This is a genomic window from Paenibacillus sp. JNUCC-31 (genome assembly GCF_014844075.1).
GTDB lineage: Bacteria > Bacillota > Bacilli > Paenibacillales > Paenibacillaceae > Paenibacillus.
In genome coordinates this window covers 4,775,624-4,796,988 of sequence record NZ_CP062165.1, presented here as the reverse complement: position 1 = coordinate 4,796,988, position 21,365 = coordinate 4,775,624, and the positions used below count along the sequence as shown (strand labels likewise).

Genomic DNA, 21,365 nt, shown 5'->3' with positions numbered 1-21,365 from the left:
GCTTTACCGATGTCTTTATTATGAAAGGGTTTACAAATAATTCGAATACAATATCTTCCTCTGTTTTATCAAAATCTTCCTCAATTATTTTCCTGTCTTCATTGTACAAAAGGAAACAGCAGCTTCTGATTATCCATCCAGAACATATTGTCCGTACTGACCAGTTTCGTTTCCAGCGTCACCCTCGCTTGCACTTGTTGATTGTTCAGCCTCGCAACGGCCTGATTCACACCAAGATATCCTGCACTGAATCCGTTTTGTACAATTAAGTGTTGGATTTTACCCTCCTGCAACTGCTCCAGCTGCTGCTGCTCACTGCCAAATCCCACAATCTTTGCCTTTATCCCGTTGTTCCCCAACGTACGCCGATTCAGTTCATCGGCTGCTCCCAGAGAAGCAGGTTCCTGCAGGGCAATGAAGCCATCCACCTTCTGCTGGTCCAGCAGTTGCTTCGCCGCCTGCCAGCAGCCATCCCGGGTGCTGCATACGAATGGTGGCTCCACATGAATGCCCGGATACTGGGCCAGTGATTCCTCCACCCCTTGCTCCCGGTGAATCAGACCCGGGTTTACCGGATCAGGACCCAGTAAGGCTACACGTCCTCGTCCTCCGAGAAGATCAGCCATAGCCTGGCCCGCCTGCCGTCCAGCCTCGACGTTATCCATCGAGATGACACTTGTTATACCTTTTACAGGAAACTCATCGTTCAGCACAATCACGGGGATGACCGCTCCGTTGACATTCATTGTTTGGGTCTTCTGGATAATCTCTATGAGTGCCCTCTCACTCAAGGGATCAATCAACAGTGCCGAGGCTCCCTCTTCCAGTGCCAGCGATACGGCATCGACCTGAGCTTGTTCACGTTCGCTCAGTGGATAATTCCCATTTGGCAAATGCTCTTGGTTAATCTTTCGCTGTCCTGCTGTAAAGTCGGGGTTAGATGGTGCGTAATTAACCCCTGCGGATGGGAAGGCCTCCACCGTAATCAGCTCCGCCCCCGCCTCCTTGGCAGCTGCTTCAGCCCCAAGCCTTATCGCCTCCGCCAATTCACCTGTTCCGGCTGGTGTAATCATTGCAATACGCGGCGACGATCCAGCTGAATCCGTACTCGACATACTGCACGCCATACATAATAAGATGCAGCACATTACTGCTGTCATTGCCATTAAACGAAGCATAAGAACTCGGACTCCCCCTTGGTCGACTTCCGAGCGGAAGAGGATTTTCATTCTCATTCCCACATACCCGATCCAATCCGTTCTGTTGGTCGTCGTCACCATGTTGGTTCGCTTGGCGCACGTGCTGTTATCTTTATGGTTCATCATGAGCATCATCCTCCTCTCGTTCCCATTGAATCGGAATCCGAATCCAGACGGTTGTGCCTTCTTCCAGTTCACTATCAAATTCAAGACCGTAAGCCTCGCCATAATAGAGCTGAATCCGATCATGCACATTGCGTACAGCTACACCTGATCCTGCTCCACTTTTCACGATAGGACTGCCCACCAGGAGTCTCGACATCTGTTCTTCCGTCATGCCGACCCCATTATCCGTAATACGAAATACCAGCTTGTCGTCCTCCCGGTATACACGAATCTCAATGCACCCCTCGTCCATCTGATACTCAATGCCATGCACAATGGCATTTTCAATGAGCGGTTGAAGCACCAGCTTAAGTGTCAGGCAGTCCAGCGTGTCCTCATCCGCATCCATGCTAAAATTGAATTTCCGCTTGAACCGCATCTGCTGAATCGTCAGGTAATGATGGGCGTGCTCCAGTTCTTCCCTGACCGTAATAATCGTTTTCCCTTGACTGAGACTGATGCGAAACAATCGGGATAACGAAGTAATCATCGTAATGACTTCCTCATTCCGGCTCATGCCCACCATACGCACGACCGAATTCAACGTATTATATAGGAAATGCGGATTAATCTGAGCCTGCAAAGCTTCCAGTTCGAGACGTCGTTTCTGTTCCTGTTCATGAATGATTTCACTCATCAAGGTACGGATCTTATAGACCATCAGGTTAAAGCGGCGGGATAAACGTTCCACTTCCAACGGCCCCTCGATGGGCAGCTCCACGTTAAAATCCCCTCGCTCCACCGCCTTCATCTTTCGTTCCATGCGCCGGATCGGACGTGTCAGACTGGAAGAGAGAAACAGCGAAACGAGGATGACCAATACCAATACAACCAGCAGTACCCGAATCAGGTATCCATTGACCTCCTGGCGGGTTGTCATGATCTCATCCAGATAGGCCACACCAACGATTTTCCAACCAATATTGGCGACTGACTTGACGGTATTCAGCCTTTTCTGCCCATCCGCCTCATCTTCATAACTGCCGGTTGCCACCAGCGCCTGTTCGATATTTTCACTTTTGAGCCCCATGTACATTAATTGCTGCTGCGGATGGTATACGATATTGCCTGCACTTTCGTCGATAATGTAGACGTATCCCCGCTGCCCCAGACTGACCCGGCGGCTCAGTTCGTCCATTTGTTTGAAGTTGATATCGACCAGCAGAATTACTTGTCGATCCTGACCATCTTGCCGTACGGTAATGCCTTTGCTCATGGAAACGACCCATGTGTATGGGCCTGTGTACATGTTCTGGATATGAGGCAGCGAGAAACTAAGGTGATCCGGCACTCGGAGCGCAGATTGAAACCACCCTTGCTGTGTCACATGGGCACTCGACTTTAATTCGGCGGAGGGTCTGTTCTTGAGTAATTGCCCTGAGGAATCCAGCAAAGTAATAGAGATGATATCTTCACGGCTGCTAAGCAGTGTGTCAAGCTGTTTGTCTACCTGCTCCCCTTCCCAAGTCCCGTCCCGCAGCATATGCTCTTCGATGGCTCGATACAGATGGGACATGCTGCGGACATAATCCTCCAGATTGTAACTGACCTGATCCACGATCTGTCTCGTCGTCAGCTCCGCACTTCGCTCCGCAGCCTGCGTGAATTTGTCATGCAGCAGCATCGCCATGATGGTCAGCACCAATACAATGAAGACGGAGAAGGACCACGTAATAATAAAGCGGATGCTGCTGACCCTGGATGAACGCAGCCTGGACCGAAGCTTGAGCCAAAGGGATTTTATCCATCCGGCAGACATTTTCATCGGCTTGAGCCTTCACTAGTTGTTAGTGCAGTCATTTTGCGATATTCTTTGGGCGAGATGCCGATATGTTTTTTGAAGCAAAAACTGAAATAATTCGGTTCCGCGAAGCCTACCTGCCCTGCAATCTCAAACGACTTCATCTCTGTGGATCGAAGTAATTCCTTCGCCGCCTCCATCCGGATCTGCATCAAATATTGCAGGAAGGTAAGCTGTACTTCTTTTTTGAAAATGCCACAAAAATAACCCGAACTGATATGCAGATGCCCGCATACTTTCTGAATGGACAGATCCGGATCGGCGTAGTGTTCTTTGGTAAACGACAACGCCTGTTCCACAATATCCTTGTATACATGCTGCCTTCCGCTGGCAATGCGATGTTGAACGAGCAGACAGACCTCCCGCACCTTACCCTGTGCCTCAGACAACCCAGGCAAACGGAACAAATCGGCATACAACTGGAACCCTGCCCCAAAAATGTCCTCCATGGCCTCACCCGATGCCTGGGCCGCTTTCCAAACGTTCGTTAAAACTTCAATCAGATACAGTTGAATGTCACTTCGCCCATGCTCCACCGTAATTTCCCGGAAAATGATCTCTAGCGCGTCCTCCAGCTCCGCCTGCGTACCCGCTTTCAGACAACGTGTCAGCGTCTGCTGCTTCAACTCGTCAAAACGCAATTTGCCCGCCGTCTGCCGCTCCACATCTGCAATATAGATAAGAGGATCGGTCCCCGGGACAAGCCGATAATCCAGTGCCAGTAGTGCATCCTCATAGGCATGCTTCACACCTGCCAGTGTGTTCACGATCGAGCCCGATCCAACAGTGGCAGGAATACGCAGATAGTGATTGATGCTGCGCATTACATTTTCCAGCGCCTGCTGCTGTCGTTTCTCCCCGTCTTCTCCACCCCACCGATCTACATAGAGCAGCACAATCGTCTCCTGATGCATAAAAGCATGTCCGGCCCCGTGTTCCGTCCATACCTCTGCGGCAATGTTTAGCGCAGCGAACTGCTTCAGCTCCACATCCCCGGATTGGTCTCCGTCCATATGCAGGGTCAATACGGATACACCATAGCGCTCACCATGCAGATCCAGGCCACATTGCTTTGCTTTGCCATGAATATATTGCGGTGATTTTTGCCGATGCAGCAAAGTGGCCATCAGGTCCGCCTGTAACAAGGGCAGGCTTGTATAATAATGGTCGCGCAGCTGCTGTACATCCTCTCGTTCGGCCACTTCAGCCGCCATCTGCGCACGCAATCTTGTAAGCAGTTCTGTTAAATGTCCCGCCGAGAAAGGCTTCAGTAAATATTCATCCACACTCAGCGAGACTGCTTGCCGGGCGTAGTCGAATTCATCATATCCAGTCAAAATCACCACTTTTACGAGTGGATTTCGCTCCCTCAGCCTTTTGGCAAGTTCAAGTCCATCCATAAATGGCATGCTGATATCCGTTACCACAATATCCGGCTCCACTCGTTCTGCCATCTCCAGTGCTTCACGTCCATTCTCCGCCAGACCAACTATGCGCAGATCGAGTGCTTCCCAATCCACCTCTACAACCAACCCTTCGCGTACATCCTCTTCATCATCCACCAGCAATACCCGGTACACGTCAGATTCCTCCTTTATTTAAGGGGCCATAAGCCCAAGCAATAATGTATATGTCGATACGATCCAAGGTTGCCATCATAATATACAATATAAATTTAATTATGTAATCGCTTACTTTTAAGGTGATAAGATTGATGTGAGCACTCACAAACAAATATATGGTAAATTATAGAAAGGAGTTAATTATGAAATAGAATAGGAGTCTATTAACTGATGAATTACTTGAAATCCGGAATGATAACGACCGGTATTGCCGCAATATTAATTTGCAGCGGTGCAATCACGGAGACAATTCGAACCGATCGATTAGAAACATCCACCGAGTCTTCACGCTGGGAGAACCAACCTCATGAACTTCAGGAGAAGTTAACAACATCATGGAGCGGAGGAATAGAGGCAATACGTAGCACTCTAAATGAGAACAGTGAAAATGAGAATATAACTGATTGGAAACTGTTTTACAGCTTGGAGGATTCATTAAACAGCCTTCCCCATCAAGAGCACTCTTCCTTCATCGCTGCCTATTACAGTAACGAACGAAGAACCATGCTGGAAACCGGAGATATCATGCCTGCCTTGCTTTTACATCCCGATCATACAAAGGCGATACTTTTTTGGGAAAAGCATGATGGAACCTACGCCATTATCACATCAGGATTGCAAATCAATGAAAATAACAAACCTGAATGGGATGTACGTCATTCTTGGATAACCAAACAGCCCTCATCCACTTGAAGTGGGTCAGGGCATCATTGATCCTATATCCATTCGTAATCCCTCATAAAGAGTGCTGCATGTACTTTAATGTGGTTCCGTTTCTCCATCCTCTTCTTCTGACAAAGATAAATTGGCATTTAACCCCTTCACATAAATCATCGTGGTATCCGGATTGATATGCCCCATCATTTCTGCCAAGCGATGCAGTGGTGTATGCTCGGCCATGGCGTATCCAAACCGATGACGCAGATCATGGGAACTTAGCCCTTCCAGCCCGGCTGTAGTCATCACTTTTTTGATCAAATGGCGCAGCGCCCTCTCTGTTAAGCGATCACTGGTTTTCTCCGAAGGAAACAGGTAAGGGCTATCCGGTGCGAGACCGGCCATATACCTCTTCAACAAAGCAATACATGTCATGTTCAGCGGGATTTTCCGTTGACCGTTTCGTTTATCGGCCCTCACCGTGAGTTGTCCGCTTCGTTTCCCTAATTCAATATCACCGGGAGCGAGGTTGCATACCTCCATCGTCCGCAAACCCGTATGAAACATGAGGGTAAGGATGGTTCGGTCTCGAAGCGAGTTGCCGTTTTCGACCGCCAAGAGGAATGATTGTTCCTCAGCAGTTGTCATCCTGCGGGGGCTGACCTTGTCTTCCGGAATGAATTTCAGAGGTTTGGAAGGATCCAGGTTGATTTTGGATTCGGCTACCGCCCACTTGAAAAAACGCTTGAGTGTAATCAATCTGCGATTAATGGTAGATGGTTTCAATTGCAATACCTTTTCTGAATCTTCCCGGTAATTGACCAAAGTCGATGTATCCACGTCTTCGATTCGAAACGAAATTTCTTCACTTCGAGTATCGTTTCCCTTATACCATTCAGTGAAATGTTTCAAATCACTCGCGTATTCCTTCAAGGTTTTGGGAGTCAATTCTCCCTGAATTGTAAGCATATATATGAATTCCTGAACAACCATTTCCCCTTGTAGCGAAGTACCAGATCCCTTATCCAATAGAAAAAACCTCCAAATCTTGACTTATATTAGCGGACATGGTATTATCATATTAATCGATACATTAGCGGACATCAAGTCTGTGGGTTTGAATATACCTGATTAGCGTTAATTTCTAATTAACCCTTTTCAAAATGGTCGTTTAAAAACTTATTTTTTGGAGGAACTACATGCAAACAGGTACAGTGAAATGGTTTAACGCGGACAAAGGATTTGGCTTTATCGAAACTGAAGAAGGAACAGACGTATTCGTTCATTTCAGTGCAATTCAAGGCGACGGTTTCAAAACATTGGACGAAGGACAACGCGTTCAATTTGAAGTAACTCAAGGTAACCGTGGTCCACAGGCTGAGAACGTTACTAAAGTTTAATTATATTAAGGCTGCCTTGTACAAGGCAGCTTTTTGTTTTATTTCATCCAATAACGAAAAGCGAGGTATGACAAATGGATAAAGAACAATTGATCACAGAAGTAGCCAAAAACGGCGGATTCTCCAAAAAGAACGCTGAAAAAGCAGTAACCGTTGTACTGGATTCCATTTTGGAAGCTTTGAAAGAAGGCAAAGAAGTTCAACTGGTTGGATTCGGAAAATTCGAAGTGCGTAATCGTGAAGCACGTATGGGCAAAAGCCGGAGAACCGGTAAAGAAATTCAACTTCCCGCAGGTAAGGTACCTGTATTTACAGCAGGATTAACGATGAAAGAAGCTTTGAACTAAACAGCAACAACACGATTGGAAAAGAGGTTTTTATTCAAACACACAACGAACATTTTGATGTAAATGTCGTGTTTTCTACGGTTGATGATATCATTAACTTTTATTCGGGCAAGCAGACAAACCAGAATAACGCGGAAGATCACACCCATTCAACACCCCCATCAGCAGAGTCTGCACAGACGCCACAACCACCCACTCGCTAAAACGAACCTTTCATCTTGGACAATAAGAAGCCCTGTTCCGCTCAAAACGGTCCAGGGCTTGATTTGTGTAATTTGAGTCAATCGAGCACCCAGGGAGAATGAATTTTGGGTACGTCATTGATTAATTGTTTGGTATAGGGATGCTCCGCATGATGAATGACTTCCTCGGCTCTTCCTGCCTCCACCATTCGTCCATGCTCCATAATACAGATCGTGTCGCTCACATAATAAGCCAGACCCACATCGTGCGTAATAAACACAATGGTCATACGGTTCTCGTCACGAAGCTTCAGCAGCATATCCAAAATGGTTGAACGAGAGCATGCGTCCACCATGGACGTCGGTTCGTCGGCAATTAACACCTTTGGATGCAGCATGAAAATACGGGCAATCATGAGCCGCTGCATCTGTCCACCGGACAGCTCAAACGGATATTTATTGTATAATTCCTCAAACTTCAGGTTGACGAAGGAACAGGCTTCCTTCATTTTGGCATATTCCTCATCCTTGTTCAGCTTCAGTCCCTGGAGTTTGATACAGTCCACCAGCAGTTTCTCCACCCGGTGAAATACGTTGAACGAAGAGAACGGGTCCTGGAAAATGGCCTGGATATCCTTCCAATACGCTTTACGTTCACGATACCGCTTCAACTGTCTTGGCTTGCCATCGTATTCTATTGCCCCGCCCGTTTCCTTCAGCAATCCCATAATCATTTTGGCAAGTGTCGTCTTGCCGCTGCCGCTCTCTCCTACAATGGAGATAATCTCCCCTTCATGAAAATCAAAGCTGACATCGTCCACCGCTGCCTTTTTGCGATTGCCTGTACCGTACACCTTGGTCAGATGGCGGCCGCTGATCAGCACCTTGCCCATCGCCATACTACCTCACTCCTTTCGGGGAGCCTAGATCCGAGCCATTTACGCCCAGAAAGAATCATTTCATCGGTCTGCGATATCGTCTGTATCAGCTTGATCATCTCGGACATCTTCTTTGTGTGAGTCGTTCTCCTCCTGGTTTTGTTCCTTTTCCTGTGACTCTTCGTTCACGGGCTTCTGTTCTACGTGATCGTCCTGCTCCTGCTCCTTCTCCCTGATCTGCTCCAGCATCTCCGGGGTCAGGAGACAGCGATATATGCGCCCATCAACGTGAATGTTCTCGATTTTGCCCTGGCGGCACTCGTCGGTCACCAGTGTACAGCGCTCTGCGAAGCGACAGCCTTCCGGCACATTCTTCAGATTCGGTGGTGCACCGGGAATGGCCGCCAGCTTGTGCTCCTTCATGCCCTCTTCCGGCACAATGATGGAGCCCATCAGCTTGCGGGTGTACGGATGCAACGGATTGAAAATCATCTGCTCTGCTGTGCCTCGTTCCACAATCTCCCCGGCATACATAACCATAATTTCATCCGTGACATGGTACAACAGCGGCAGCTCATGCGTGATGAACACCAATGATTTGATGACTTTACGCTTCAACAAATCCTTCAACAGACGAATGACTGCCTTCTGAGAAGTGACGTCCAGTGCCGAAGTAGGTTCATCCGCAATAAGCACATTCGGATTCAGAATTGTTGAGATGGCGATGACCGTTCGCTGCTTCATGCCGCCGGACAATTCATTTGGATACATATCCAGCACATCCGGCGACAGATTCAGGGATTGGAATCGCTCGGTAGCCATCTTCCGTACATCCGGCCGCTTCATCTCGGGACGATGCTCCTTCATGATATCTTCAATAAACCTGATAATCCGCAGCGTTGGGTTCAGTGCATTCATGGCGGCCTGCGGAATATAGGCAATTTCCTTGCCCAAAATGCGCGAACGAAGCTGCTCTTTGTTCAGCTGCATAATATCGGTACCATTGATCCGGATCGAACCACTGCCATAATGAAGCGGCGGGAAATAAAAGCCCATCAGGCTGAGTGCCAGCGTCGATTTGCCACAGCCCGATTCCCCTGCAATGCCCAGCGTCTGCCCCTCGTTCAGTCCAAACTCCACCCCGTCGACAGCAAAGACGTTCTCCTTGAGCCGGGTACGGTAATAGGTTTTGAGACCGCTGACCTGAAGTATAGGTTGGTTCATGGTCTTAGCTCCTTATTTTCGGATTGAAAATTTCGTCCATGCCCGTATTCATCAGATAAAGCGAGAAGGTAATGACGGCAATGGCCAGCGCTGCAGGAATGAACGCCCACCACGCCCCCGCTACTGGCGCTTCAAAGACCAGTGCCCAGTTCATCAGTATGCCGAGCGAGATCGTATTATATGGTCCCAGTCCCAGCATCGAGATGGAAGCTTCGGACAGGATGCCCGAGGCCGTCTGGAGCACAAAAGCCATCACTACATAAGACGCGATATACGGCAAAATCTCATGGATAATGATCCGCGGTGTACTGTGTCCCGAAATTTTCGCAATGTGCACATGATCCCGGCTACGCAGAGATGTCGTCTGGGCTCGCACAGCCCGGGCCGTCCAGGGCCAGCTGGTTATCCCGATAATAATTGCCGTCACCAAAGAGCTGCGTGAATCAATGCTGACCGAGATCAGGATCAGGATGATAAACGAAGGAATAACGATGAAAATATTGGTGATCGCCGTCAGAAAGTTATCCAGCATCCCTCCGATATAACCAGACACCAGGCCCATAACGAGTCCAATAACAGTCGCAAACACACCCGCAATCAGTCCCACTCGTATGGACGTTTGGATGCCATACATCAATTCAAGGAAGATGTCCCGTCCAAAATTGTCCGATCCCAGCAGCAAGCCATCACCCGGCGGCTGGAATGCCATCGCAATCATCTCCAGGGGATCACTGCGGTTGATAAGCGGATAGATCGTAACCAGGAGCAGCATGCCGACAAAAGTCACCGCACCGATCATGAATTTGGGTGACTTCAGCAAAATAGAGATCGAATGCTTCATATCATTGTTCCTCCATTTGAGCAGCCTTGATGCGCGGGTCAATGAAGCCATAGATGACATCAATGGTAAAATTGGCAAGTAATACAGCAATGGCAATCAACAGCGTACACCCCGAGATTAGTGGGTAATCCAGTTGCCTTATGGCCGTGAACAACCATGTGCCGATGCCCGGGTAACTGAAGACAATCTCACAGATGAGTGATCCTCCGACCATCGTACCGATGGAGAGCGCAAGCCCCGTAATTTGCGGCAGCATGGCGTTACGGAACACATAACGCGCAATTCGGCCGTCGCGAATACCCAGCAGTTTGCTGTATAACACATAGTCTGAATTCAGCTCATAGATGGACATCTCCCGCATGCCAATGGCCTGGCCACCAATGGTCACAAGCACGATGGAGAGGAACGGCAAGGTATGGTGGCGAACCACGGACATAATGAAGTCGAAGCTTAGCTGCGGCACCATCTGGAAGTCATATCCCCCGGACAACGGAAACCATTTTAGTGATAAGGCAAAGACATACAGCATAATAATAGCCAGAGTAAAAAAAGGAATGGAATTGATAAACAGCGCGACCGGGAACAGCACTTTATCAAAAACACCCTTTCGGTACGCCGCAATGGCGCCGAGCAAATTGCCAATCAGCCAGCCGACCAGGATGGCCGGAAGTTGAAGCCCCACCGTCCACGGGACGGCGGAGGCCAGAATGTCCGTCACAGGTTTCGGGTACAATCCGAAAGACGTACCCAGATTGCCTGTGAACAGATTTTTTAAATAGATGCCGAATTGGGTCCATAGCGGCTGATCAATGCCGAATTCAACCGTAAACGTCTCATACACCCGCTTGATGGAATCCGAGTCGGTCATCCCTGACGTCATTTTGGAAGCGATCATGCTCACCGGGTTACCTTCAATCAATCTTGGCAAAATAAAATTCAGTCCGATGGCGATGACCAGGGTCAGGCCGTACCAGAATACTTTTTTGGCGACATATCTGGAATAGGCATTCATAGGATTTAGCACCCCCAAGTTTAGCGGATAAGGGCCTTATGTCTGAAGTGGCATGTTACTTCATCGTATCCTGATTCAATATGAGTTCCTTAATTGTGGATCTGATACAATGCCTTAATACCTGCGCCGTCCATCGAGATTTGCGGCGGAATGTTGGTGCCATCGCCTTCGGTCGGGAAGCCTTTCCAGACCGATTCGTTCACGGTGTCAAACACCCATGGTCTGTACATCAGCGGAATGGAAGGGATGTCTTTCAGCCAGATGGTATTCAGTTCAGTGTACAGTGACTTCAGCTTCGCCTCGTCGGACACGGATGGAATCTCTTCGATGATGGCGTCTGCGCGGTCATTCTGGTAACGTCCCCAGTTCCAGAATGCCATCTCGCCCATTGGGGCAACCCCTTTGGAATACATGATCGTCATTGCACGATTCCACGGCTGGCTTGGGCTGACCCCGCCCGCAGGTGTGTTCATGATGATATCGAATTTGCCGGTTTGCAGATCATTGGTCCATACTGGGGATTCCGGGAATTTGGTACGAATCTCAATGCCTATCGCCTTGGCACTCTGTGCTACGATCTCCAGAGCAGCATTCCAGTCAGACCAACCGTAAGGACATTCAATCTCGAAAGGTCCAAGTCGTGTGCCGTTAAGAACGCGGATGCCATCTTTGCCTTTCTTTGCTCCAATCTTGTCGAGCAGGGCGTTGGCTCCTTCAATGTCCATCGTCCATTGCAACGACTTGATGGCGTCCTGGTCAATATATTTGGACTCGGCGTCCGAGTTCAAGGTCAGGGAAGGCTGCATTGGTGCGGAATATCCGCTCATGGCCAGCTCCGAGATTTTTTCATAGTTGATGCTCATGGCGATTGCACGGCGAACGTCAGCGTTATCGAGTCCGGCTTTGGACAGATTGAAGAAAATGCTTGGCATGGAACCTGGCAGATAATACGGCGCATCCTTCAAATACGTTTTAACGGCAGCTCCGCCTTCCCACATCTTCCACACCTGCGGAATAAACTGCTGGGAGACGTCCACTTGCCCACTCTTGAACGCCAGATCACCTGCGGCATTATCCTTGTAGATTACATGGGTGATGTACTTCGGTGCAGGCAGCTTGCCGAACAACTTTTGCCCCCAGTAGTTATCGTCACGGATGATTGTGATTTTCTGGTCATTGTAAAAATGAAGCTTATACGCACCGGTACCCACCGGATTGTCATTAACCTCTTTACGAATCGCGGTCAGATCATTATTGTTCTTCTTCTCGATCTCTTCCCAGATATGCTTCGGCAGCATCGGAATCAGTTCAATGCTATCCAGTACGGTCAGCTTGTTTGGGTTATCAGGGTTCAGCTTGATTTCCACAGCCTGCGCTCCATCCGCTTTCACTTCACTGATGTAGGTCCAGAAGCTGCTCCAATTGATATCGTATTTTTTGCCCAGTTCATAGGTGTATGCAACATCATCTGCTGTAAAAGCCGCCCCGTCGCTCCACTTCGCATCCGCATTCAGCTCAATGCGCAGTGTGGTTTCATCCGTCCATTCATACGACTTGCCCAAGAGCGGTTCAAGGCCGCCGTCCAGCTGATTCACCATGAACAGCGTCTCGTACACCAACTCCCTGGAGTTGCCGTAATTCACAGGAAATGCAGGATTTCCGCTCAGCAGATTGAAGTTGGTTGGTGGTCCCCATTGCAGCCCGTTGATATACAAGGTCTCATTGCGTGGTGTCTCTTTGTTGGTCTGTGGTGCAGGTTCATTCTGGGTTGTCGTGGTCGGTGTATCCACCGTCCCTTGTGGTTCACTTACGGATGGTGGCTGAACATTTTGGCATCCGGCAAACAATGTGACCGACATGAACAGAGCGACGAGCGGTGTGGCAGCTCTCTTAAATCGCATTCTGAACCCCTCCGTGAATTCATATTGATGTTATTGGAAGCGCTTACTTAAAGTTATTCTATGACTTATCTCACACCAAACATTCCATCTCTTTTCTCAAATTTGAGACATTATTTATACGGACACACGAAATAACCAGCTCCGCAAGAAGCAGCTGGTTATCTGCTGAATTATGATTATTTATTACTTCACATTAGATCAAGAACGGTTTACTTGACGAATCCATTACGTATGGCAAAGACGACCGCCTGTGTGCGGTCTTCCAGCCGAATTTTTTTTGCAAATCATCAGCTAGACTTTGAAATATTTCGTCGACCAATCTATCGGTCTATACCACCGGGAATCCTACTCTCTGATTGTGATTTTTACACTGTTGAATTGGGCACTACCTTGGCTAACGAACAAGCCAAGCTTCCCTCGATGAATATCATACATTCTGGCGCTCATTGCAATTTGATCATCTACATACATTTCGCAGATCGTTCCGTCAATAAACACTTTAATTTCATAAGGATGATTGGGAACAAGCTGAACGGGACGTTCCAGTTCAACCTCATAAGGGAACGTTTTCCCGCCCTCTTCCGACTGCATTATCGCCCCCCGGAAGGTAATACGGTTTCGTTGCGGTTCCAATGTGAGGTAATAGGCTGCATCCAAAGTGTCTTCTGTTCGTAACATGAACCCAACACCTTGCGTTTCCCCGGAAAATGAGACGTGTGCAGATATCTTGCATTGATCAGGCAAATCCTCCTGGCTCGTGCAGCCGGCAAACCCATACAGAGACTCGCAGGAAAGCGAGCTATCCAAATGGATCCAATCTCCTGCAATTCCATTGAGATGTATAGGAAACCCATCCGTAAATGCGGCATCGACCGTTTCAGGTACCTTTACGCTGAGGTTGCCATCGGGACGCTGAACGATTTCATGCACGATCAGATTCCCGCCCCAGTCCCAGGTATCGTAATCCTTGCCAAGGGATTTCGGCGGATTCCAGCCGAATAAATCGTCATTTTTCGTTGGATTCCAACCGAACAGGTAGCGTTTCTGCCCGTCATCCACGGATTTGGCCGCATAGAAAGCCCGTCCGTCGAAAGTATCCTCCTTTGGGGTAATCCATGGGCCATCCAGGGAACGGCTCATCCGGTAAAAGGTCGCAAATCGCCCGGTATAAGAGGAGTAGATCAAATACCACCACTCCCCGATCCGAAACAAATCGGGGCATTCGTGAGCCCCTACGTGCAGATTCGGTGCGTACAGGGGCTCGCGGTACTCCCAAGCTTGAAGATCTTTGGATGACAGCAGTGCAGTACATCCTTTTCGATTGGTTGGCCCTTTCGCCATCGCTGCGAGCAGCATCCAGTATTGACCTTCCTCCTCATTCCAGAATACGAAGGGGTCACGCCAATCAGACAGTTCATAGATGCGGTCATCAGCCCCAAAGGTATCCTCAGGGATCGCTTCCCAAGTCTTGAAGTCTCTGCTGATCGCATGACATACCAGCTGCTTGCCTTCTGGAAATATGCAGTAGAACATATGGTAGATACCGTCCACTTTCAGTATATGACCGGTGCCGCCTTCGATCTTGCAAGCTCCTTCTTCCCGATAATTCACGAAATCCTTTGTTCCGACAAGATGCCAGCCGTGGTCAAGGCCCTCACGATAGTTATCCCTCCATCCGTGAAGATAAAATAACTTAAACTCTCCGTCTTCATAATATGGAATAACGTCTCCGACCCAGGCGTTAGCCGGCCGGTAGAAAAACTCCCTCATCCTTCATCTCTCCTAATGGTTAAAGTAGCTAAGCGCTCATTCACCGGAACAGGCATGTACGCATCGCTTGTGCCTCGTTCCTGATACCAATAAACAGTGGCTGCATACAAACATTGATTATTTGGGCCCCATTGATTCCCTTTATATTTCTCAATAAATCCTTCGAAAGAGTCCATGAAGGGAACGTTGTCACAAATATGAAATCGGTTAACCGAGGTATGCCCGTTTGCATCCAACTCGATAAACGGCTGACTGGCGAAAGCACTGTCAAACATCGGGAAAGGCGGCTCGGCTGCCCAGGCATAGCCAATATAGTCCTCGCTACCCGTTCCGAACGTGGACGGAAAGGATTCGCCATCCACGAAAAATTTCTCGTCTCCTTCTCCCCACCACCAATCAATCGTTTTTCGATCCCATCGCCCGTACCACCATGTTTCGGCTTCCTCATCTGGTTTCTCCCAGGTATTGTACACATGCAGATGAACGCCGCAGAACCTTCCCCGGCCTTTCGTTAGCAGCAGAGGCCAATCCGGCCAACGATCCCCGCCTTCCTTGAATCGGCCCGTATCCAGATACAGATAATCATCCCGGTGCCATTTTGCATGAAAACGTAGGAGATCGTCCGTATGAGATGTCGTTAAGGGAGTATACCGGATATCAGCCGCTATCTCGCACGGTTCGACTCCATCATTTTCAATTTCGATCCTCGCGCCTTCCGAGAACGGCATGTACCAATAACTGTACATTTCATGTTCATTCATGCCCAGAGGCAGGGCTCGGTACGGCTTGATCCCGGGTGCGCTTCCAAAAAAATCACCCAGTGGAGCCCATACGGAAGGAGCTTCTTCATTGTCCCATCTCATCGAGATGACCAACTGCCTGGTCAAGATCCGCTGCTGTTCCTCGCTCTTTCGTCCAAGGTCTGTCCTAATCCGAATCATGGAAATAGCGCCAGCCCCCTTTTTATCCAAAAGCAACGCTTTGCCGCCTGCCGGTACGGATACCGTAACGCTCTCGGCGGAGGACCCTTCCTTTTTCATAAACGAGTACGTTCCCCTTTGCTGCAAAATCCGGTCTGCTTCGGCCAGTGCAATAGCCGATTCCTTATCGATGCTACCGTTAAAGGACGGCAGTTGGACCCCGGCAGGGAAGATGGTGTAGGTTATGTGATAATAGGCTCCCCAACCTTTATCCAGCAACACCTTGCAATGTTTTTGGAAGGGGATTGGGATGAAGCAGTTTCTTCCGCGGGACAAAATAGGAAACAGATTCGGAAAATTGGATGGCGGCCCTTCCTGATTGAATTTATCGAAATAATCCCGGAAGGGCTGATCGATCACGGGGGTGTCGGCGTGATCAATATAAATCCGGATATGCCCGTCTTCAGGAAGTGCAGACCAGAATCTCCAGATCACGCCAGGACCGTCAAGTTCCATGGCGACGATGCTTTCTCCTTCCTTGCGAATGAAGCCTCCTCCATCATCATTGGCTCCCCAATTCTCGTATAAGCCCGTCTCGGCATTATAAATAGAGTTTCGGTCAAAACTTGAGAAGCATCCCGATTTCTCTCCAGCCTGCGGCGGTACCGCTAGCGATTCAAGATCATATAATCGCTTCATGAGGTCTTGATAGGTATGGAACTGCTGCTCCGTTCGATTCATGCCAGGCGCTCCTCTTACCCGTTATTTGTTAATCTTATTAAGTCGGATTCTGCACCTTAACCGGTACATTGAAATCATCAACGTTTATATGTCCAAAGCCGCCTGTGGATTGATCAACCACCTTAATGTAAAGCTCCTGGCCGATATACTCCGACGCATCCCAAATCTTCCGTTGATACTCCTCATAATTGGTTGCTGTCTCTTTAAATAACGTTTTGCCGTCTGACGCCCGAACCAGCGCAACATAGAGCTTATCTATATCACGGCCGCCGCTGACAAGGAAGTTGATTTTGCCATTCCCGCCAAGGACGAAGTTTTGTGTTTTTAGCGTTCCCATCAAGCTGTCACCGCCAGCTTCCTCATTAAAGCCCCATAAGTGATGGCCACCCGGAATTTTATGCGACGGATTAAAATAAATCGTATCCCAGAAAAACTGGGCATCGGTTACATGGACATCCTGGAAGGCGTCTCCTTCCGTAATCCAGCCTGTCAAATCTCCTGTAGCAAAATCATGGTTTGGCAGCTCCGTAATATCGGTATACACGGAGTTGTCCCAGTTGTCAGGCACATCGACCGGAGCAGCCGGTTCACCCGTTAAAGCGTTCATCTCCCATACTTCCATCGACTTGACCGTAATATCGTTGTCGGCCCAAATCTGCATGCCCAAGGAATCATATCGGCCTACGTAGACGCGGGTTGTCAGCTTTTTTTTGTCATTGGCAAAGGCTTCAACAACCGAACGGTCAAGGAAAATATGGAGCTTCAGGTTCTCTCCGTCCAAATCCACGTAACCGCCTTGAATGCCATCCACGCGTACATCCGGATCAATGCTGCTTTTTGTCCGATCTACATTAAAGGTCCCGTTTGTCTTGTCATAGTAAATCAGCGTTTCTTCTTGGCCATTATCGGAGCGCCGCACTTTGAGACCGAATTTCTGGGCTTCGCCCGGATCAATTTCCATCACAATCTCCAGCATGTCGCCTTTGACATTGTGGATCAATTGATTAGCGGCCGCCAAATTTTTGTCCGAGAAATCAACCACCTTATCTCCCCGGAGACTCTGCAATTCTTGAATCGGTTCAATACGCAATTGATCATGCTCATCCAGGCTCAGTGAAACTGGCAATGCCAAATTATGCGCCCATCCGGCTTGGTATTCGGCTTGCGGCGTTCTTACATTTTGCACCATGGAGTAAACGACCGTTCTTCCGTCAGGTGTGACCATACCGCTCTCTGCAGTTAAATAGCCATCGCCCACATCCATTTTGGAGGGTGCCTCTTGGTCGGGAATAAACTTGAAGTGATCCCGGTCCCAGGTACCTATCCAATAAAAGACCTCAACATCTCTTTGCACATCGTTCGCTGGAGGCACTTGCTCCGGTTTCTCATGGGGATTGATCATGAAAATATACTTTTGCTTGCCAGCGCTATCCTTGCCTAACGGCAGCAATACCGGCAGTTCCCATACCGTACCGAGCTCCGGATACAGGCTTCTGTCGCTAACGAATAAAGGCCCCTTATACTCCCAGTTGTACATGTCGTCGGACACATACACCAAAGCTGTGCCGCTGCTGAAGTCTTGAAGACCGGATGTCACTAACTGATACCACTTATCCACCTCTTCGTCATACCAGACGAACGGATCGCGGAACTCGTTATGGATGCCATTCCCGTTCTGCTCCGTCACCGGATCAGGATATTTCACCCATTGTTCCAGATTGGGGTCAGACAAATCTGTCGGAGTCGCCAGCCCTGTTCTTTGATTCGGCGACAGGGAGTCATTGCCGGAGGTATAGAACAGAACAGGATTACCGTCTCGATCATACGCTGCACTGCCTGACCATACACCGTCCGGATCCAGGGTGCCTGCTTCGGGGGCAAGAGCAGGCCTCACATTTTCCCAATGTACCATATCGTCACTCACCCAATGTCCCCAGTGGATTTGATGCCAGAATGGACCTTGCGGGTTATGCTGATAAAACAAATGGTATTTGCCGTTATAATAAATCGGCGCATGCGCTTCATTCATCCAGTTTTGTGGAGGCATCGCATGGTACTGAGGACGATGCTGATCACCATCAAACACACTTGGGTCCTCATCAATATCGCCATTCGGAATTTCCGGGACCGAACCGCCGTGAAGCGACTTCACATTCTCATACTCAGCAAGGATCTCCTGATCAGTGAGGACTTTGTTTTGCAGCTTCACTTCATCAATGAGTCCAGAGAACATATTGTAAGAGAACAACCCCGCCAACTCTACCGGTTTATTATGTTTACCAATAATCAGGTTTTCGGTAGAGGGTGTGATCGGAACGTTGACAGGGGTCGCTTGGGAAGCCACTTCCTCACCGTTCAGGTACAACTTGATCATTCCATCTTTTTTGTCGAACGTAGCCGCCACATAATTCCATTTGTACTTTTCGAGTGGATGATCTTTTACCCATACCTGAATCCACTGGCCGCCGATCCCGACCTGCATCGACCATGTGCCGTGCCGGTACATGCCAAGCGCGAAGCCTTCCGCTTTATCCTGATCGGACTGGTTCACGATAGCAGACAGCTTGTTTCCGTCTCCCCATTCGTAGCTGCGCGGCGCGACCCAAGTTTCAAGCGTCAACGCGTCACTTACAGGAACGGCATTCTTTGCATTGACCTCGATATCATTTGAGTATCCATCGAACAGCAGGGCGCCGCCTTTTACTCCGCGCGGAGTCCATCTCGGTTCCTTGGAGTCCATGTATCTGGCGTTGTTAAATACATAGTTCACATCGTGTTCAATATTGCTTACTTTCTCAAGCGCCTTTCTTCCTCCGTCTTCATCAAGACTCATGTGAAAGATGGTACCCGCACCATGAGCTTGAAAAGCATCAACGGAAATACGAGCTTGATTGGATTGATCGATAACTTTGATATAAAGCCGCTTGTTATAATACTGCTGCATTTTCCAGGAAATCTTCTCATTCGTACTGACTTCCCCGGTCTTCTCAAGCAACGTGTCAGTACTGGCATCATATAATGCGACGTAGGCATGCTGCGGATTGACAATGTCCAAAACAGTGAAGTTAATAGTCCCGGTTCCCTGAAGCGTGAAGGTGCTAGAGATAATCGAGCCCTGTCCTTCCAAGGAGGATTTAGCAAAATAGTTGCCTTCTTTACCCGCTTGAGCTTCATTGTTCACTTGAAAAGCGTTGCCTTCAACGGTCCAGTTCTCTAAATTTCCGGTTTCAAAGCTGGGATTCTGGATTTCAGTCGGCATAATGTTATCTGCCATAACTCCTTCTTCCGGTACGAGTTCATTGAAGGTGTTGAAGGCGTCCGCAAAGATTACTCCCCAATCCGAGTGCCCATTATCAACGATCTCCACGTACAGCTTCTTGCCGATATACTTGGAGAGATCGGCTTTATATTGCTCCATATTCGCGAGCCTCAGGCCCTGTGCCGGATCCGGGAACCCCGACTCGTTAAATTCGGTGTTACCGTACCTGGCAATCAGTTCACCTGTATCCGCATTGATGACGCTCACATACACTTGATCCGTATGCTTGCCTCCGCCCAATCTGAAGGTAATCCAGCCTGTTCCGCCCAGCTCGAAGGTGCTGGAACGAAGCTTACCTGTCGCAGCCTCGTTATACTTCAATCCGTTTAAATGATAAGTGCCTTCCTGGTTATACGGGATTTCTTCAACCCAATAGGTTGTTTCGTCCGACACGCTGTTCGGACCAAACGCCTCACCTTCTACAATCGTCCAGCCTGTTAAATTCCCTGTTTCAAAGCTGGGATTTTCGATTTGATAGCGTTTGAAATCCGGCTTGATATCCGTGGCGGCAATTCCTCCGGCCGGCTCGGCTTCATGGTACATGAAGAAGGCGTCCGCAAAGATCACGCCCCAATCCGAGGTTGCATTGTCAACGATCTCCACATACAGCTTTTTGCCCAAATATTCGGAAAGATCCGCCTTATATTGCTCCATATTGGCAAGCCGCAAGCCCTGATCGGGATTTGGGAAGCCAACGTCAGCGAAGGCGCTATTGCCATACCGGGCAATGACTTGCCCCGTCTCGGCTTCCACGATATTTATATATGCCTTGTTTGGATTTTTCGCACCGCCAAGCTTGAAGCTGATCCAGCCGCTGCCGCCTAGCTCGAAGGTGCTGGAACGAAGCACACCTGTCGCAGCCTCGTCATGCTGCCAGCCATTTAAATGAAAGGTCCCTTCCTGGTTGTACGGAATTTGTTCCGCCCACCAAGTGGTTTCGTCCGATACGCTGTCCTGACCGAACGCTTGGCCTCTGACAACCGTCCAGCCTGACATATCCCCGGTTTCGAAGCTTGGATTCTGGATTTGATAGACTGTATCCGTAACTGACAACCCCTCGTTAGCCTTAGGGGTTAACGCCTCCCGAGCATCCACTCCAACTTCGGCTGCAACCGATATTCCTGGAGCAACAAGCTGGAGAACCATTACCCATATGACCATTCTTGAGATCCAGGTTTCCCTTGTTATTACTTTCCTCATTCAAGATCCTCCTCCATGATTTCATATTCAGAAAACATCGATACCGCATTTCGACATGCTCTCCCTGTAACAAGGATGAATAGTCATGAAGGAAGGAGAGAAAAGATAAACGTATATATGAAGCGTTTCCAAACTACAGAGTACAAATTTTCGAGCTTTGGTCCCTTTATCCAAAGGGTGTAAGGA

15 protein-coding genes are annotated in these 21,365 nt (G+C 48.8%); 3 read left to right on the top strand and 12 right to left on the bottom strand.

Annotated features, from left to right (window positions below; genetic code table 11):
• Window positions 1–98: 98 nt before the first annotated feature.
• The 3 genes from JNUCC31_RS20760 to JNUCC31_RS20750 are packed head-to-tail and all read right to left on the bottom strand — an operon-like array spanning window position 99 to window position 4,745.
• Window positions 99–1,325 (bottom strand): substrate-binding domain-containing protein, encoded by a 1,227-nt coding sequence (locus tag JNUCC31_RS20760; RefSeq protein ID WP_192264254.1) that lies wholly within the window; start codon window positions 1,323–1,325, stop codon window positions 99–101.
• A complete protein-coding gene (locus JNUCC31_RS20755) occupies window positions 1,312–3,129 on the bottom strand; it encodes a cache domain-containing sensor histidine kinase (protein ID WP_192264251.1) in 1,818 nt (605 codons plus the stop codon). The genes JNUCC31_RS20760 and JNUCC31_RS20755 overlap by 14 nt, the downstream gene beginning before the upstream one ends.
• Window positions 3,126–4,745, bottom strand: a complete 1,620-nt coding sequence (locus JNUCC31_RS20750; protein WP_192264247.1) for a response regulator — start codon at window positions 4,743–4,745, stop codon at window positions 3,126–3,128. The genes JNUCC31_RS20755 and JNUCC31_RS20750 overlap by 4 nt, the downstream gene beginning before the upstream one ends.
• Window positions 4,746–4,958: 213 nt before the next feature.
• On the opposite strand from JNUCC31_RS20750, the gene JNUCC31_RS20745 reads away from it, so the two are divergent.
• Entirely contained in the window at window positions 4,959–5,480 is a 522-nt protein-coding gene (locus JNUCC31_RS20745; RefSeq protein WP_192264244.1) for a hypothetical protein, read from the top strand.
• Window positions 5,481–5,546: 66 nt separating this feature from the next.
• On the opposite strand, the gene JNUCC31_RS20740 is transcribed toward JNUCC31_RS20745, so the two are convergent.
• On the bottom strand, window positions 5,547–6,437 hold the full coding sequence (locus JNUCC31_RS20740) for a tyrosine-type recombinase/integrase (RefSeq protein ID WP_228469765.1): 891 nt from the start codon (window positions 6,435–6,437) through the stop codon (window positions 5,547–5,549).
• Window positions 6,438–6,643: 206 nt separating this feature from the next.
• On the opposite strand from JNUCC31_RS20740, the gene JNUCC31_RS20735 reads away from it, so the two are divergent.
• Both JNUCC31_RS20735 and JNUCC31_RS20730 read left to right on the top strand, forming a co-directional pair.
• Window positions 6,644–6,844: a cold-shock protein gene (locus JNUCC31_RS20735; RefSeq protein ID WP_062320808.1), complete on the top strand. Its 201-nt coding sequence runs from the start codon at window positions 6,644–6,646 to the stop codon at window positions 6,842–6,844.
• A 74-nt stretch (window positions 6,845–6,918) separates the two neighbouring features.
• Window positions 6,919–7,191, top strand: coding sequence for an HU family DNA-binding protein (locus JNUCC31_RS20730; protein WP_053783990.1), 273 nt, complete (start codon window positions 6,919–6,921; stop codon window positions 7,189–7,191).
• Between the two features lie 280 nt (window positions 7,192–7,471).
• Here JNUCC31_RS20730 and JNUCC31_RS20725 read toward each other — a convergent pair whose 3' ends face one another.
• From JNUCC31_RS20725 to JNUCC31_RS20690, 8 genes are all read right to left on the bottom strand, one after another.
• Window positions 7,472–8,272, bottom strand: a complete 801-nt coding sequence (locus JNUCC31_RS20725) for an ABC transporter ATP-binding protein (protein WP_062320810.1) — start codon at window positions 8,270–8,272, stop codon at window positions 7,472–7,474.
• Window positions 8,273–8,332: 60 nt separating this feature from the next.
• The gene (locus JNUCC31_RS20720) at window positions 8,333–9,475 is read right to left on the bottom strand and encodes an ABC transporter ATP-binding protein (RefSeq protein WP_192264238.1); all 1,143 of its coding nucleotides are present in this window, start codon (window positions 9,473–9,475) and stop codon (window positions 8,333–8,335) included.
• A gap of 4 nt (window positions 9,476–9,479) precedes the next feature.
• Window positions 9,480–10,316: an ABC transporter permease gene (locus tag JNUCC31_RS20715; RefSeq protein ID WP_090893845.1), complete on the bottom strand. Its 837-nt coding sequence runs from the start codon at window positions 10,314–10,316 to the stop codon at window positions 9,480–9,482.
• A gap of 1 nt (window position 10,317) precedes the next feature.
• Window positions 10,318–11,328: an ABC transporter permease gene (locus JNUCC31_RS20710; RefSeq protein ID WP_079349874.1), complete on the bottom strand. Its 1,011-nt coding sequence runs from the start codon at window positions 11,326–11,328 to the stop codon at window positions 10,318–10,320.
• Window positions 11,329–11,417: 89 nt separating this feature from the next.
• Window positions 11,418–13,229: an ABC transporter substrate-binding protein gene (locus JNUCC31_RS20705; protein ID WP_192264235.1), complete on the bottom strand. Its 1,812-nt coding sequence runs from the start codon at window positions 13,227–13,229 to the stop codon at window positions 11,418–11,420.
• 345 nt (window positions 13,230–13,574) lie between these two features.
• A complete protein-coding gene (locus JNUCC31_RS20700; protein ID WP_192264231.1) occupies window positions 13,575–14,999 on the bottom strand; it encodes a glycoside hydrolase family 32 protein in 1,425 nt (474 codons plus the stop codon).
• On the bottom strand, window positions 14,996–16,660 hold the full coding sequence (locus JNUCC31_RS20695) for a glycoside hydrolase family 172 protein (RefSeq protein ID WP_192264228.1): 1,665 nt from the start codon (window positions 16,658–16,660) through the stop codon (window positions 14,996–14,998). Before JNUCC31_RS20695 ends, JNUCC31_RS20700 begins: the two co-directional genes overlap by 4 nt.
• A 37-nt stretch (window positions 16,661–16,697) precedes the next feature.
• Entirely contained in the window at window positions 16,698–21,179 is a 4,482-nt protein-coding gene (locus tag JNUCC31_RS20690) for a GH32 C-terminal domain-containing protein (RefSeq protein WP_228469145.1), read from the bottom strand.
• Between the last annotated feature and the right edge of the window lie 186 nt (window positions 21,180–21,365).